We start from the raw sequence: 14,363 nt of genomic DNA on the forward strand, positions 1-14,363 counted from the left end.
CAGCGCTGACACGTTCCGGCCCCGGCGGCTCGTGGTCTTCCTGCTGATCGTGCTCGCCGCGATGCTGGTGCTGCGCGTGATCGTGGTCGCGGTCGTCAACAACGGCCGGGCGACCGGCGAGCAGCTCGAAGGTCTGCAGATTCCCGGCCGTTACCACCCGGTGGAGAAGCTGTGCCGGGCGATCGACGACGACGCGCTCGAGGAGGGCCTCGAGGGCAGCCGCCTGGACCGTGGCACGTTCAGCCTGCTCGCCACCGGCAACGGCTTCGACGTCTCCACGGACGTCGCGCCCCGGGTCAGCGTGAGTTGCGGCTCGCAGAACTGGGAGTACGACAAGGATCCCCAGGTCCTGTTCGACTTCTCCGTGGTGATCTACCAGGGCACGCCGGCCCGCAAGCTGACCTGCAGCGAGGCCGACTTCCCGGGCCGGAAAGCGGCGCTCACCGACCTGGGCGGCTTCACGTCCTGCCGGCGGGGTAACGGCTTCGAGGTCAGCCACCGCGTCGTGGACGACAACGCCGAGTTCACCTGTGACGTGCAGTCTCAGGACGAGACGCTGCTGCCCGCCCTCGAGCGGGTCATGCGGGAGCAGTGCCTGGACCTGATGGACACCCTGGCGGACGCCCGCCCGATTCCCTACCTGGGCAACGGCTTCCTGACCGTCTAGCGAAGCGGCTCGGTCTCGCTCTCGATCGCCAGCCGCAGCGCCCGGCCGGCGACGACCGCGCGGGCCTGGTCCAGCACCGGCGCCAGGAAGACGTCCGGGCCGGGCGCGCCGGCGAAGGCCGACACCGCGGCGACCGCGGCCCGCCCGGCCGGCGACGGCGTGAGCGGCTCGCGCAGCTGCAATCCGCGCACCCCGGCCAGCAACTCGACGGCCAGCAGGCTGGTCAGGTTGTCCAGCACCGTGCGCAGCTTCTTGGTCGCGGCCCAGCCCATCGAGACGTGGTCCTCCTGCATGCCGCTGGTGGGCAGCGAGTCCACCGACGCGGGCGCGGCCAGCCGCCGGTTCTCCGCGACGATGCCGGCCGCGGTGTACTGCGCGATCATCAGGCCGGAGTTCACTCCCGCGTCGGGGGAGAGGAACGGCGGCAGGTCGCGGTTGCGGGTCACGTCCAGCAGGCGGTCGACCCGGCGCTCGGAGATGGCGCCCACCTCGGCGGCCGCGATGGCCAGGAAGTCGGCGGCGAAGCCCAGCGGCGCGCCGTGGAAGTTGCCGGTCGACTCCACCCGCCCGTCGGTCAGCACCACCGGGTTGTCCACCACCGAACGCAGCTCGCGCCCGGCCACCTCGCGGATGAAGCCGAGCGTGTCACGGGCCGCGCCGGCCACCTGCGGGGCACACCGCATCGAGTACGCGTCCTGCACCGCGTGCGCCAGGTCGTCGCGGTGCGAGTCCATGATGGCCGAATCCTGCAGCAGCATCAGGATGTTCGCCGCCGACGCCTGCTGCCCGGGATGCGGGCGGATAGCGTGCAGCTCCGGCAGGAACGGCCGCTCGGAACCCAGCATCGCCTCGATCGCCAGCGCCGCCGTCACGTCCGCCATGGCCAGCAGGTGTGCCGCGTCCTCGATCGCGAGCAGCAGCATGCCCAGCATGCCGTCGGTGCCGTTGATCAGCGCCAGCCCTTCCTTGGCGGCCAGCTCCAACGGCTGGAGCCCGGCGGCGTGCAGGGCCTCGGCGCCGGACTCCTGGGCGCCGTCCTTGCCGACCACCCAGCCCTCGCCGAGCAGCACCAGCGCGCAGTGTGCCAGCGGCGCCAGGTCACCGGACGCGCCCAGCGATCCGTGCTCCGGCACCCACGGCGTGATCCCGGTGTTCAGCAGATCCACCAGACCCTGCGCCAGGACGGGCCGCACCCCCGACAGACCAAGAGCAATCGACCGTACGCGCAGCAGCATCATCGCCCGCACCACCTCGCGGGGCATCGGCGCGCCCACCCCGGCGGCGTGCGAGCGGATCAGCGCGTGCTGCAACTCGGCCCGCCGCTCCGGGGCGATGGACGTGTTGGCCAGCGCCCCGAATCCGGTCGACACCCCGTAGACCGGGCGACCGGACGCCTCGATGTTGTCGACGATCGCGCGGCTGGTGGCCATCGCCTCGACGGTGGCGGGGGCGAGCTCGACCCGGGCGTCGTGCCGCGCCACGGCGAGCACGTCGGCGACCGTCACGCCGGTGGGCTGGACTGTCACGATCATCGTGGGACTCCGTTTTGCAGAACCGTGCGGATCAGCGGAACGCCCGGCCGGTAGGCCAGGTGCAGGTAGGACGGCGCATCCAGGATCAGCACATCGGCCCGGGCGCCGACGCGCAGGTGGCCGACGTCGTCGCGGCGCAGGGCGCGAGCCCCGCCGGCGGTCGCCGCCCGGAGCGCCTCGGCCGGCGTCATGCCCATCTCGCGCACCGCCAGGGCAAGGCAGAACGGCATCGAGGACGTGTACGAGGACCCGGGATTGCAGTCCGTCGCCAGCGCCACGGTCACCCCGGCGTCGAGCAGCCGCCGCGCGTCCGGATAGGGCGACCGGGTGGAGAACTCGGCGCCCGGCAGCAGCGTCGCCACGGTGTCACCGCTCGCCAGCGCGTCCACGTCGGCATCGCTCAGGTGCGTGCAGTGGTCGGCGCTGGCCGCACCGAGCTCGACCGCGAGCTGAACACCGGGGCCGGGGGAAAGCTGGTTGGCGTGGATCCGGGGCAGCAGGCCGGCCTTCATCCCGGCGGTCAGCACGGCGCGGGCCTGCTCGCCGGTGAACGCGCCCCGATCGCAGAACACGTCCACCCATCGGGCGAGCGGCGCCGCGGCGTCGAGCATCGGCCCGGTGACCAGCGCGACGTAGTCGTCGGGGTCGCCGTCCGGCACCACGTGCGCGCCCAGGAAGGTGGTCTCGTCGGTGAACTCGCGGGCGATGCGCAGGCTGCGGGCCTCTTCGGCGGTGCTCAGGCCGTACCCGGATTTGATCTCGATGGTCGTGGTGCCCTGCCGCCGAGCCTCGGCGACCAGGCGCGCGACGTTGGCCCGCAGCTCGTCGTCACTGGCCGACCTGGTGGCCGCGACGGTGGTCCGGATGCCACCGCCGGTGTAGGGCTCGCCCGCCATGCGCGCGGCGAACTCCGCGGCCCGGTCCCCGGCGAAGACCAGGTGCGCGTGGCTGTCCACAAAGCCCGGGATGACCGCGCCGTGCGAGGCGTCGATTCGCTCGTCGGCGGCCGGAGCCCGCGCGGTGGGCCCGACCCACGCGACCCGGCCCTCGTCGACGACCAGGGCGGCGTCCTCCTGGGGAAGGCCGTCGAGCTCGCCGATGTGGTCGATCACGATGCTCATGAGATCGCCGCCCGCAACGCCGCGGCCACGTCGAAGCCCGTGTGCCGCCCCTCGGAAACGATCACCTTGCCGTCCGCGATCACGTCCGTGACGTCGCCCGCGGTGGCCGCGAAGACCGCCTGCTCCGGCGCCGCCCCGGCGGTCCGGACGCTGTCCAGCGACACCGCCACGAGGTCGGCGCGGTTGCCGGTGCGGATCGAGCCGGCGTCGTCCCAGCCGATCGACGCGTGGTTGGCGGCCGCGGCGATCAGCTCGGCCGGGGTGAACCGGCCACGCTGCTCGGTGGACAGCCGCTCGTTCATCTCCAGGCCGCGGACCTCTTCGAACGGGTCGATCACGGCGTGGCTGTCGCTGCCCAGCGAGAGCGGGCTGCCCGCGTCGGCGAGAGTGCGGGCCGGACCGATCCCGTCGGCCAGGTCGCGTTCGGTGGTGGGGCAGACGCACACGCCGGTGCCGGTGCTGCCGAGGGACTTCAAGTCGTCGTCGGTGAGATGCGTGGCGTGCACGACGGTGGTGGTGGGACCGAGGATGCCGTAGCGGCGCAACAAATCCGTGGGCGTGCAGCCGTGCACCGCCTGGCACTGCTCGTTCTCGGCGCGCTGCTCGGAGAGGTGGAGGTGCAGGGGGTGCTGGCCGGCCAGGCCGCTGAGGTCGTGCACCGGGACGGCGCGTACCGAGTGGGCGGCGGCGCCGATCCGCACGTGCGGGCCCTCGTGCAGCCGGCTCACCCGGTCGACCCAGGCGTCCAGGCTGCCGTCGCTGAACCGGCGCTGCACCCCGGCCGGGCGCCGGCCGTCCACACCGGAGGTGAGATAGAGGGTGTCCAGCAGCGTGATGCGCAGCCCGGCGTCGGCCGCGGCGGCGATCAGCGCGTGGCCCATCGCGTTCGGGTCGTCGTAACGGGCGCCGCCCGGGCCGTGGTGCAGGTAGTGGAACTCGCCGACCGCGGTGATGCCGGCCAGCGCCATCTCGCCGTAGACCGCCCGGGCCAGCCGGTAGTAGCCGTCCGGGTCCAGGGTGCCGGCCACCTCGTACATCAGGTCGCGCCAGGTCCAGAAGCTGCCGCGGCTGCCGTGCGTGCGCCCGCGCAGCGCCCGGTGGAAAGCGTGCGAGTGCGCATTGGCGAAGCCCGGCAACACGAGGCCGCGGAGAAGGGCCGCTCCGGAAGAAGCAGCGCCCGGCCGGATTGCCGCGAACCGTCCGTCGACCACCTCGATCAACACGTCGCGGGCGACCGAGCCGCCGATCCAGGCGTGTTCCGCGTGGTACCTCATGTCAGGTCCTCGAGGACGGTGGCCAGCGCGTCCACGCCGGCCTCGCAGTCCGCGTCCGACGCCTGTTCGGCGGGGGAGTGCGACACCCCGGTCGGGTTGCGGACGAACAGCATCGCGGTCGGCACGTGGGTGGACAGCACCCCGGCGTCGTGGCCGGCGCCGGTCGGCAGGATCGGCGCGTCACCGAGCAGCGCCGCCAGCCGGGTGGCCAGCGCGGTGTCGAAGGCCACCTCGGCGGTCACCGACTCCGGCGTCACGTCGACCTCGGTGCCGTCTCGCCCGGCCCGGTCCACCGCCCGCTTGACCACCGCCTCGACCAGCCTGTCCAGCGTCGCGGGGTCGGCCGCGCGCGCGTCCAGCCAGCCGCGCACCAGCGACGGGATCGCGTTGGTGGCGTTGGGTTCCACCGCGACCCGGCCGACGGTGGCGTGCGCCCCGGCCAGCCGAGCCTCCTTGTTCGCCGCCAGCACCGTGTACGCGAACGTCAACATCGGATCACGCCGGTCGGACATCCGCGTGGTGCCGGCGTGGTCGCCGTCCCCGCGAAAGTCGAACCGCCACCGCCCGTGCGGCCAGATCGCGCTCGCCACCCCGACCGGCACGTCCAGCGCCCGGCCCTGCTCGATGTGCAGTTCGACCACCGCGGACAGCCGGCCGACCAGATCGAGCCGGGCGCCTGCCGGTCGCGCGCCCAGCGCCTCGCCGAAGGTCACGCCGTCCCGGTCGCACAACGCGGCTGCGACGTCGGCGTCGATCGCGCCGGTCAGCAGCCGGGATCCGAGGCACGGAAAGCCGAAGCGGCCGCCCTCCTCCTCGACGAACGCGGCCACGCCGACCCGGCGATCGGCGGGCAACCGGTCCACCGCCAGGAACGCGCTGACGATGCCGAGCGGCCCGTCGTAGCCACCGCCGTGCGGCACCGAGTCGAAGTGCGAGCCGGTCAGCACCGTGCCCTCGGCCCACGGCTCGCCGCGCCATGCGAAGAGGTTGCCGTTGCCGTCCTCGGTCACCGTCATGTCGCGGCGGTCGGCCTGATTACGGAACCAGTCCCGCAGCACCAGTTCCGCTTCGGCCAGGGCATAACGAAGGTATCCGCCCCGGGAGGAAAGCCCGATCGGCTCGATCTCCTGCCAGAGACTGGAGAAGCTCATGAGCGCCGCATCGGGACGTTGACGAGAGTCGCGGCGGCCGACTCGTAGCCCGCGTCCACGTGCCGGAGGACGCCGGTGGCCGGGTCGTTGGTCAGCACCCGCTCGATCTTCTGGCCGGCCAGCGCCGTCCCATCGGCCACGCACACCTGGCCGGCGTGGATCGACCGGCCGATGCCCACCCCGCCACCGTGGTGAATGGACACCCAGCTGGCGCCGCTCGCGGTGTTGACCAGCGCGTTCAGCAGTGGCCAGTCGGCGATCGCGTCGGAGCCGTCGGCCATCGCCTCGGTCTCCCGATAGGGCGACGCGACCGAACCCGAGTCGAGATGGTCGCGGCCGATCACCAGCGGCGCCGCCACCTCGCCGCGGGCCACCATGTCGTTGAACCGCACCCCGGCCAGGTCCCGTTCGCCATAGCCGAGCCAGCAGATCCGGGCGGGCAGGCCCTGGAACGCCACCCGCTCGCCGGCCAGCCGGATCCAGCGGGCCAGCGGCTCGTTGTCCGGGAACAGGTCGAGCACCGCGCGGTCGGTGGCGGCGATGTCGGCCGGGTCGCCGGAGGTCGCGGCCCAGCGGAACGGGCCCTTGCCCTCGGCGAACAGCGGCCGGATGTAGGCCGGCACGAAGCCGGGGAACGCGAACGCGCGGTCGTAGCCGGCCAGCTGGGCTTCGCCGCGGATCGAGTTGCCGTAGTCGAACACCTCGGCGCCGGCGTCCAGGAAGCCGACCATGGCCTCGACGTGCGCGGCCATGCTCGCCCGGGCGCGGTCGGTGAATTCCTCCGGCTTGGCGTCTTTGTAGGCAGGGGCGTCTTCGAGGGAGACGCCGATCGGCAGATAGCTCAGCGGGTCGTGCGCGCTGGTCTGGTCGGTCACGATGTCGATCTCGACGCCACGGTGCAACAACAGCGGAAAGACTTCGGCGGCGTTGCCCACCACGCCGATCGACCGCGGGGTCCGGTCCCGTTTGTGGCGCAAGGAAATCGAGATCGCAGCGTCGACATCGGGAGCGATCTCGTCCAGATAGCGGTTGTCCACCCGCCGCTGCAACCGGGTGCGATCCACGTCCACGATCAGGCAGACGCCACCGTTCATGGTCACCGCCAGTGGCTGCGCGCCGCCCATGCCGCCACACCCTGCGGTCAGCGTCAGCGTCCCGGCCAGGTCGCCACCGAACCGCTTGGCCGCCACCGCCGCGAACGTCTCATAGGTGCCCTGCAGGATGCCCTGGGTGCCGATGTAGATCCACGATCCGGCGGTCATCTGGCCGTACATGGTCAGCCCGAGCTTCTCCAGGCGGCGGAACTCCGGCCAGGTCGCCCAGTCGCCGACCAGGTTGGAATTGGCGATCAAGACCCGAGGAGCCCATTCATGGGTACGCAGCACGCCCACCGGCCGCCCCGACTGCACCAGCAGCGTCTCGTCGTCCGACAACTCGTCGAGCTCCCGCACGATCGCGTGGAACGACGGCCAGTCCCGGGCGGCCTTCCCGGTGCCGCCGTAGACCACCAGGTCCTCCGGCCGCTCGGCCACGTCGGGGTCGAGGTTGTTCATCAGCATCCGTTTGGCGGCCTCCTGCGGCCAGCCCTTCGCGGTCCGCGTCGTGCCGCGCGGCGCCCTGATCTCCATGCCGTCCCCTACCCCTCGAAGATGTGCCGCCGCGCGGCGGTCGCCTCGAACTCCTCCAGCCGGCGCTGCGCCGGCTCCGGCGCCGCGTCACACATCGCCTGCAACAGCACCATCGCCATCGCCATCGGCCCGGTGTGCAGGTCGAACACCAGCCCGGTGCCGACCGCCGCGGGCAGCACCACGTCGGCGCACTCGGCGACCGGGCTGACCACCGAGTCGGTGATCGCCACCACCGCGAGCCCGGTGCGGCGCATCTCGCGCACCGCGTCCAGCGTCTCCCTCGGATAGCGCGGCAGCACCACCGCCAGCATCGCCGAGGCGCCGGCCGCGCGGGCCTGATCCAGCCGGTCCAGCAGCTGGGTGCCGCCGGCGTCGTGCACCCGCACGTCCGGGTGCACCTTGGCCGCAAAGTAACCGAAATAGGAGGCCAGCGGTGCCGCCGCCCGCAGCCCGAGCACCGGCAGTGGCCGGCTGTGCACCAGCAGGTCGGCGGCCGCGCGGATCGGGCCCAGGTCGTCGAGCTGGTCGCGGAGCCGGCCCAGGTGCTCGGCCTCGGCGCTGATCGCCCGCTGCATCGGGTTGTCCTCGGCGGGCGGCGCGGTGCTCGAATCGACCAGCGCGCGCATCTCCCGGCGCAGCGCCGGATACCCCGCATAGCCCAGCGCCATCGCGAACCTGGTCACCGACGGCTGGCTCACACCGGCCAGGTCGGCGACCTCGGCCGCGGACAGATAGGCCGCGCTCGTCGCGTGCTGCACCAGGCTGTGGGCGATGCGGCGCTGGGTGGGCGTGAGGCGGGCGCCCTGAAACAGATCGACCACTCGATCCGCCGTCCTGACGGCCGCGTCATTCACTCGTGCAGACTATGCATGGAAACTTTCATCGCGCTAGGCCTTGTCGCATGGTGTCAAAGACGCTGGGCTCGAAAGCGCACGTCAGGTGCGGGAAGGGCGGGGAGATGCGGATCGCGTCGTTGCACACGTACCCGATCAAAGGGGTGCACCGGAACGACCACGACGAGGCCGTGGTGGAACGCCGAGGTCTCGCCGGGGATCGCCGGTGGATCGTGGTCGACCCCGACGGGGTCGGCATCACGCAGCGCGACATCGCCCTGCTCAGCCAGTTGCGAGTCATGCCGGTGGCCGGTGGCCTGATCGTCCGGACGCCCGGCATGCCCGATCTGCACGTCGCCGAGCCGGTGGACGGGCCGAAGCAGTTCGTCCGGGTGTTCTCCAACAAACCGCCCTATGCCGGCCGGGTGGCCGCCGACGACGGCTGGCTCGAGAAGTTCCTCGGCGTCCCCGCGCGGCTCATCTGGCAGGCCGACGCCGCCGCGCGCCCGATCGAGGGTCATGCGCACGCGGACGATCGGGTCAGCTTCGCGGACGGCTACCCGATGCTGATCACCAACGAGGCCTCGCTGTCCGCGGTCAACGACTGGCTGGTCGAGGACGGCGAGGAGCCGGTGCCGATGACCCGGTTCCGGCCCAACCTCGTGGTCCGCGGCTCGACCCCGTGGGCCGAGGACGACTGGACCGGCCGCCGGCTCATCGTCGGCGACGTCGCGTTCCGCGCCGCGAAGGGCTGCGCCCGCTGCCTGGTCACCACGATCGACCAGGAGACCGGCGTCAAGGGCCGGCAGCCGCTGCGCATCCTCGGCCGCCATCGCAACATCGACGGCGGTCTGCTCTTCGGCCTGAATCTCATCCCGGACGGGTCCGGAACCATCCGGGTGGGTGACGAGGTCACTCTCGCGTCTTAGGTCTGTCTTAGGACAGTTGCTCCTTCGATGCGCACACCGAAGGATCCTTCGTCGTGACCGCACACCGACTTCTGTCCCCCCGCTGGCTCACCACCGGTGGCGCGATCGTCCTCGCCGGCATCGTCGGCATCGCCATGCTGCTCAACCACGGCGACCCCGCGTGCGCCGCGGCCGCCGGGTCGAAGGCCACCTTCTACGACCTGAACGGCGGCACCGGCAACTGCTCGTTCCCCAGCGCGCCGGCCGACGACCTGTTCGTGGCGCTCGGCGAGGCGGACTACGACGGCGGCGCGGCGTGCGGCGGCTATCTGGACGTCACCGGTCCGAAGGGCAAGGTGCGGGTCAAGGTGATCGACTCGTGCCCGCCCTGCGAGGCCGGGCACATCGACCTGAGCCGGACCGCGTTCAAGAAGATCGCGAACGAGATCGACGGGATCGTGCCGATCTCCTTCAAGAAGGTGCGCTCGCCCTCGGTGCCGGGCGCGCTGACCGTGCGGCTCAAGGAGGGCTCGTCGCGATACTGGTTCGCGGCGCTGATCGACCACCACGCCAACCCGCTGACCTCGGTGAAGGTGTCCAGCGGCGGCGGCTCGTTCAAGTCCGCACTGCGCACCGACTTCAACTACTGGATCATCGATGGCGGCGCGGGGTCCGGCCCCTTCACGATCAAGATCACTGATGCGTACGGGACCACGAAGACGCTCTCCGGCATCAAGATGAAGCCCGGCGTGACCCAGAAGACGTCGGTGCGCGCTTCCGGTGGTTCGGGCGGCACCACCGTGGCGGCCGCGCCGAAGCCGAAGCCCAAGAAGAAGCCGTCCCCCTCCTCGTCCCCGTCGCCTTCTCCGTCGGTCTCACCCTCCACGGAAGCGCCGCTCCTGGAATCCGCGGTCGTCACCTCCGAGCCCGCGCCGGTGGTCGCCCCCGCGCTCGCCGCCAAGTCCTGCGGGTAGCCCGGCCGTTTCCGGACGCCCGTGTGGCCGGGCGGCGCGGATGGCGCATTCTGGTCGGCATGGACCAGGCTGCCTACACCACGCTGTGCCGGTATTGGTCCGCCTGGGACCCCGGCGCCTTCGACGAGCCGGACGAGGCCAGCGGGCGTGGCATGCGCGCGCTTCTGGCCGACCTGGATCTGCCGCCGGTCGAGGACTGGGTCGAGATGGTGCGCGCGGCGGCGGACACCGGCCCGGTGCGGTTGCTGCCGCGGCTGCGGCACTCCGATCCGGAAGTCCGGCGGATGACCACGCATGTGCTCGGCTATTCCTGGCCCGACGCGGCCGTCATCGTTCCGGCGCTGCGCGACCGGCTCGCCGACGAGGATGATCCGCCGACCCGGGCCGGCATCATGCTCGCCGCCACCAACCTCGGGAACCATCTGCCACCGGCCCGGGACTGGCTGCTCGAATGCCTCGCGCACGAGGATCCGGTGGTGCGCTTCAGCACCGCGCTGGGCTGGGCCGAGGCCCGCTGGCGGGCGGACGAGCCGGTGCCCGAGGCGGTGCTGGACGCGCTCGCCGAGGCGCTGGCGGACGGCGGTCAGGCCTGGGTGGACCTGTGGGGCCGGGGCTGGAGCCGTGCGTCCGACGCGGCCGTCGAGTCGCTCCACGGCAGCGACCTCGACCGGTTGGCGTTTCTGCGGCGCCTGGCCGAGCAGCCGGTGCGGCCGCGCGGCTTCGAGTCGCTCCTCGCCGAGACCGTGCACAACGTCTTCACCCGGGACGGCGGGCTGCCCGCGGAACCCCGCTCCGCGACGGCCGGCCGGCTCATCGAGATGATCGGCGACGTGCTGGTGGACCCCGGCACGCCGGTGACCGTGCGGTCCGGCGCGGCGAAGTCCCTCGCGGGCCTGCCCGGCGGCGTCGCCCGTCCGGCGGCGGACGCGCTGGCAGCGGCTCTCTCCGATCCGGATCGCGACATCCGTGAGGAGGCGGCCCGGGCCCTCGCCCGGGCCGGCGACCCCCGCTGTCTGCCGGCCCTGCGGGCGATGATCAGCCGGACCCGGTTGCCGATGTTCCCAGGTCACCTGATCAGCGGGATGCGCGCCTACGCAGCGGATCTGCTGCCGACGGTGGCCGAGCGCCTGGCGCTGGTGCCCCGGGGCGAAGGCCAACTGGGCAACCTGATCCAGGGTTTGGCGAGCTGGGGACGGGACGCCGCACCGCTGGAGCCCGAGCTGCGCCGCATCCTCACGCTGCTGGAGGCGAACGAGGACCCGGCCACCACCAAGCCGTGGCACACCACCGCCGTCCTCCGGTCGACTCTCGCAGCGATAACCGCCTGAGTCGTGCCGGCCGGCTCTGCCGGTCAGCGGATCTCGAGCCACATGATGATCTCGTCGCGGTCGTCGCCGGGGGACACCCGCAGTGCCGCCGGAACCCGGCCCACCTCGCGGTAGCCCAGGCGCTCGTAGAACCTCTCGGTGCCACTCCCACTGCGCACGGTCACCTGCAGTGCGTCCAGCCCCATCTTGCGGGCCACCCCTTCGGCCTCGCGCATCAGCGCCGCGCCATGGCCCGCCCCCTGGCTGCCCGGTGCGACCATCACCCGCTTGAGCGTGCGCCAATGGTCCTTGAGCCGGTGGCCGTTGTCGGCGATGAAGAGCAACGCCACCAGCCGCCCGTCGTCGAACCCGGCGATCAGGTGGTCGCCGCCCGCGACGACCGCGGCGACCGCGCCCTCGGCGGTCGGCCGCACCTCTCGGTCGGTCACCGGTGGCACGAACCCGACCGCCCCGCCGGAGTTGGTCACCTCCACCCACAGGCTCACGATCTGCTCACGCAGCTCGGTGGTCAACTCCGGGTCGAGCTCGAGGGAGAGCGCCATACCTCCATCTTGGCGTTACTCGGTTGCCCACCGCCTGCCGCTCTGGTGTGGTGACCGTCATGACGTCTTTCGTGTCACACACCACCGTCGACTGCACCGACGCCTTCCGGCTGTCCCGCTGGTGGGAGGGGGTGCTCGCCTATGCCGAGGATCCCGACGACCCGAACGAGCCGGGCCACGAGGAGTGCGTGATCATCTCGCCGGACGGGCGGCACCGCATCCTGTTCATCGAGGTGCCGGACAAGAAGCAGGTCAAGAACCGCATCCACTTCGACCTGCGCCCGGTCGAGGGCACCCGAGACGCGGAACTGGCCCGCCTCCTCGCACACGGCGCGACCGAGGTCGACGACCTCCGCAAACCGAACGGCGGCGGCTGGGTGGTGCTGGCCGACCCCGAGGGCAACGAGTTCTGCATCCTCCGCAGCGTGGCCGAGGCCGCCGCGACCAGCTAGCCGCCGAAGAACCGGCGCGGCGCCACGACCAGAGCCGTCAGAACAAGGATGCCGATCGTGCGCCGCCGGCCTCCGGTTTGTCCATAGTCGACGCTTACCCGCCGGCCGGGATGCCGGAAACTCCGGCGGCCGGATCGCGCTCGGTGGACAGCGCCTCGAAGCCGCGGTCGATCCACTCGCGTCCGGCCCACTCGGGGTGCCGGGCGATCAGCAGCTCGCGCACCTCGTCGACGTCCCGCCGGGCCCACGTCTCGTCCCGCAGCAGCTCCAGATAGTCGAGCACGGTGGTCAGCGACTCCGGCCCGCCGACGTCGCCGTGCCCGGGCACCACGATGCGCGGCGCCGACGCGATCAACCGCGCCAGCACCTCGATCCAGCCCAGCCCGGACACGTCGACGTCGTGCGGCGGGAACCACGGGAAGATCGCGAACTGCCCGGTCTCCACCAGGTCGCCGGTGAACAGCACGCCCGCGTCCGGCACCGTGATCACCTGGTCGCCCCGGGTGTGCCCGCGGCCGGTCGCCCGCAGCCGCACGGTCCGCCCGCCCAGATCCAGGTCCGTCGTCCCGTCGTAGATCACGTCCGGCGCGGGGATCTCGACGCCGTCCAGCTGCTTCGCGATCTCCGGCCCGAGTCCGCGGAACATCCCCAGATAGCCCTGCCCCCGGGTCGCCAGGTCGTCGGCCTGCACCCGGTTCACGACGTAGGTCGCGGCGCCGGCGAAGGTCGCGGCGCCGAACGCGTGCTCGGGATGGAAGTGCGTGGTGGTCAGGAAGAGCTTGCGCCCGCCGGCCTGGTCTGTGGCGTACTTCAGCACCTTCTCGGCGTTTCGCGGGCCCATCCCGGTGTCGATCACCAGCACCGCGTCCCGGCCGCCGACGACGCCGATGTTGGGCACCAGATCGACCCCGCGGTTGGGGATCACGACCAGGTCGTCGGCCAGCGTCCGGACGTCTTCGATTTCCACGATCGTCATGGTCCGAGTCCAGCGCGGCGGGCGGCCGGCGTCCAAGACCGATCGCCTTCCCCCGATACCGCGACGGTATCGTCGCTGCTGATGGACCTTCGCTCCCTGCGCTACTTCGTGGCCGTCGCCGAGGAGTCGCACTTCGGTCGCGCCGCCGCCCGGCTGCACATGACGCAGCCGCCGCTGAGCCGCGCGATCAAACAGCTCGAGACCGACCTCGGCGCGGTGCTGCTCGAGCGCTCGCCGGCCGGCGTCCAGCTCACCGCGGCCGGTCGTGCGCTGCTCGACGAGGCCCGGTCGCTGCTCGAACAGAGCGAGCAGATCCGCGTCCGGGTCGCGGCCGCGGCCGGTCCGGCCACGATCTCCATGGGTACGCTGTCCGACAGCGCCGAAGAGCCCGGCACCCTGCTCGCCGGCGCCTTCCGGCAGCGCCACCCCGGCGTGCGGGTGCACGTGCGCGAGGCCGACCTGAGCGACCCGTCCGCCGGGCTGCGGGCGGCGCTGGTCGACGTCGCGCTCACCCGGGCGCCGTTCGACGACACCGGGCTCGAGGTGCACGTGCTCCGCCGTGATCCGGTCGGTGCGGTGCTGCGTACCGATGATGTCCTGGCCCGTCGCGACAGCTTGCGCATCGCCGACCTGGCCGACCGGCGATGGTTTCAGTTCCCGGAGGGAACCGACCCGCTGTGGTGCGGCTACTGGAACGCCGAGGCGCCGCGCGAGGGCCCGGTGGTGCGCACGATCGGCGAGTGCCTGCAAGCGGTGCTGTGGAACGGCACCGTCGGTCTGACCCCGATGGTCCCGTTCGCGCTGCCGGAGAGCCTGACCGTCGTGCCGCTGCTCGACATGCCGCCGAGCCCGCTGGTGGTGGCCTGGCGCACCGACACGCCCCTGGTCCGGTCCTTCGTGACCATCGCCGCCGCCGTCTATCAGGTCCACTAGACGATGCCTGCTCTTGCGTCGATTACTGCGTCGAATGCCGCTAA

At 72.2% G+C, this 14,363-nt stretch carries 14 protein-coding genes; 6 read left to right on the forward strand and 8 right to left on the reverse strand.

Going from position 1 to position 14,363, the window contains the following annotated elements; translation table 11 throughout:
* Positions 1 to 31: 31 nt before the first annotated feature.
* Positions 32 to 667 (forward strand): hypothetical protein, encoded by a 636-nt coding sequence (locus ACZ6TI_RS27895; RefSeq protein ID WP_465348118.1) that lies wholly within the window; start codon positions 32 to 34, stop codon positions 665 to 667.
* Here the strand turns inward: ACZ6TI_RS27895 and hutH are convergent.
* The 6 genes from hutH to ACZ6TI_RS27925 are packed head-to-tail and all read right to left on the reverse strand — an operon-like array spanning position 664 to position 8,227.
* The gene (hutH, locus tag ACZ6TI_RS27900) at positions 664 to 2,199 is read right to left on the reverse strand and encodes a histidine ammonia-lyase (protein ID WP_465348119.1); all 1,536 of its coding nucleotides are present in this window, start codon (positions 2,197 to 2,199) and stop codon (positions 664 to 666) included. The two genes, ACZ6TI_RS27895 and hutH, sit on opposite strands and share 4 nt — an antisense overlap.
* The gene (gene hutI, locus ACZ6TI_RS27905) at positions 2,196 to 3,320 is read right to left on the reverse strand and encodes an imidazolonepropionase (RefSeq protein WP_465348120.1); all 1,125 of its coding nucleotides are present in this window, start codon (positions 3,318 to 3,320) and stop codon (positions 2,196 to 2,198) included. Before hutI ends, hutH begins: the two co-directional genes overlap by 4 nt.
* Positions 3,317 to 4,594: a formimidoylglutamate deiminase gene (locus ACZ6TI_RS27910; protein WP_465348121.1), complete on the reverse strand. Its 1,278-nt coding sequence runs from the start codon at positions 4,592 to 4,594 to the stop codon at positions 3,317 to 3,319. The genes hutI and ACZ6TI_RS27910 overlap by 4 nt, the downstream gene beginning before the upstream one ends.
* Positions 4,591 to 5,745 (reverse strand): allantoate amidohydrolase, encoded by a 1,155-nt coding sequence (locus tag ACZ6TI_RS27915; RefSeq protein ID WP_465348122.1) that lies wholly within the window; start codon positions 5,743 to 5,745, stop codon positions 4,591 to 4,593. Before ACZ6TI_RS27915 ends, ACZ6TI_RS27910 begins: the two co-directional genes overlap by 4 nt.
* Entirely contained in the window at positions 5,742 to 7,373 is a 1,632-nt protein-coding gene (gene hutU / locus ACZ6TI_RS27920) for a urocanate hydratase (RefSeq protein ID WP_465348123.1), read from the reverse strand. The genes ACZ6TI_RS27915 and hutU overlap by 4 nt, the downstream gene beginning before the upstream one ends.
* 8 nt (positions 7,374 to 7,381) lie before the next feature.
* Positions 7,382 to 8,227 carry a MurR/RpiR family transcriptional regulator gene (locus tag ACZ6TI_RS27925; protein ID WP_465348124.1) on the reverse strand — a complete coding sequence of 282 codons (846 nt, stop codon included), beginning with the start codon at positions 8,225 to 8,227 and terminating at the stop codon, positions 7,382 to 7,384.
* A 104-nt stretch (positions 8,228 to 8,331) separates the two neighbouring features.
* Between ACZ6TI_RS27925 and ACZ6TI_RS27930 the strand changes: the two genes are divergently transcribed.
* The 3 genes from ACZ6TI_RS27930 to ACZ6TI_RS27940 are packed head-to-tail and all read left to right on the forward strand — an operon-like array spanning position 8,332 to position 11,416.
* Positions 8,332 to 9,135 (forward strand): MOSC domain-containing protein, encoded by an 804-nt coding sequence (locus ACZ6TI_RS27930; protein ID WP_465348125.1) that lies wholly within the window; start codon positions 8,332 to 8,334, stop codon positions 9,133 to 9,135.
* 53 nt (positions 9,136 to 9,188) lie between these two features.
* Entirely contained in the window at positions 9,189 to 10,088 is a 900-nt protein-coding gene (locus ACZ6TI_RS27935) for an expansin EXLX1 family cellulose-binding protein (RefSeq protein ID WP_465348126.1), read from the forward strand.
* 59 nt (positions 10,089 to 10,147) lie between these two features.
* The gene (locus ACZ6TI_RS27940; RefSeq protein WP_465348127.1) at positions 10,148 to 11,416 is read left to right on the forward strand and encodes a HEAT repeat domain-containing protein; all 1,269 of its coding nucleotides are present in this window, start codon (positions 10,148 to 10,150) and stop codon (positions 11,414 to 11,416) included.
* A 23-nt stretch (positions 11,417 to 11,439) separates the two neighbouring features.
* Here the strand turns inward: ACZ6TI_RS27940 and ACZ6TI_RS27945 are convergent, their stop codons facing one another.
* Complete coding sequence (locus ACZ6TI_RS27945; RefSeq protein WP_465348128.1) at positions 11,440 to 11,958, reverse strand: GNAT family N-acetyltransferase; 519 nt, start codon at positions 11,956 to 11,958, stop codon at positions 11,440 to 11,442.
* 59 nt (positions 11,959 to 12,017) lie between these two features.
* Here ACZ6TI_RS27945 and ACZ6TI_RS27950 point away from each other — a divergent pair, with 59 nt between their 5' ends.
* On the forward strand, positions 12,018 to 12,410 hold the full coding sequence (locus ACZ6TI_RS27950; RefSeq protein WP_465348129.1) for a VOC family protein: 393 nt from the start codon (positions 12,018 to 12,020) through the stop codon (positions 12,408 to 12,410).
* 94 nt (positions 12,411 to 12,504) lie between these two features.
* On the opposite strand, the gene ACZ6TI_RS27955 is transcribed toward ACZ6TI_RS27950, so the two are convergent.
* Positions 12,505 to 13,386, reverse strand: a complete 882-nt coding sequence (locus ACZ6TI_RS27955) for an MBL fold metallo-hydrolase (protein WP_465348130.1) — start codon at positions 13,384 to 13,386, stop codon at positions 12,505 to 12,507.
* A gap of 81 nt (positions 13,387 to 13,467) precedes the next feature.
* On the opposite strand from ACZ6TI_RS27955, the gene ACZ6TI_RS27960 reads away from it, so the two are divergent.
* Entirely contained in the window at positions 13,468 to 14,319 is an 852-nt protein-coding gene (locus tag ACZ6TI_RS27960) for a LysR family transcriptional regulator (RefSeq protein ID WP_465348131.1), read from the forward strand.
* The last annotated feature ends 44 nt before the right edge of the window (positions 14,320 to 14,363 follow it).

It is taken from the genome of Actinoplanes sp. NPDC051388 (assembly GCF_055586225.1).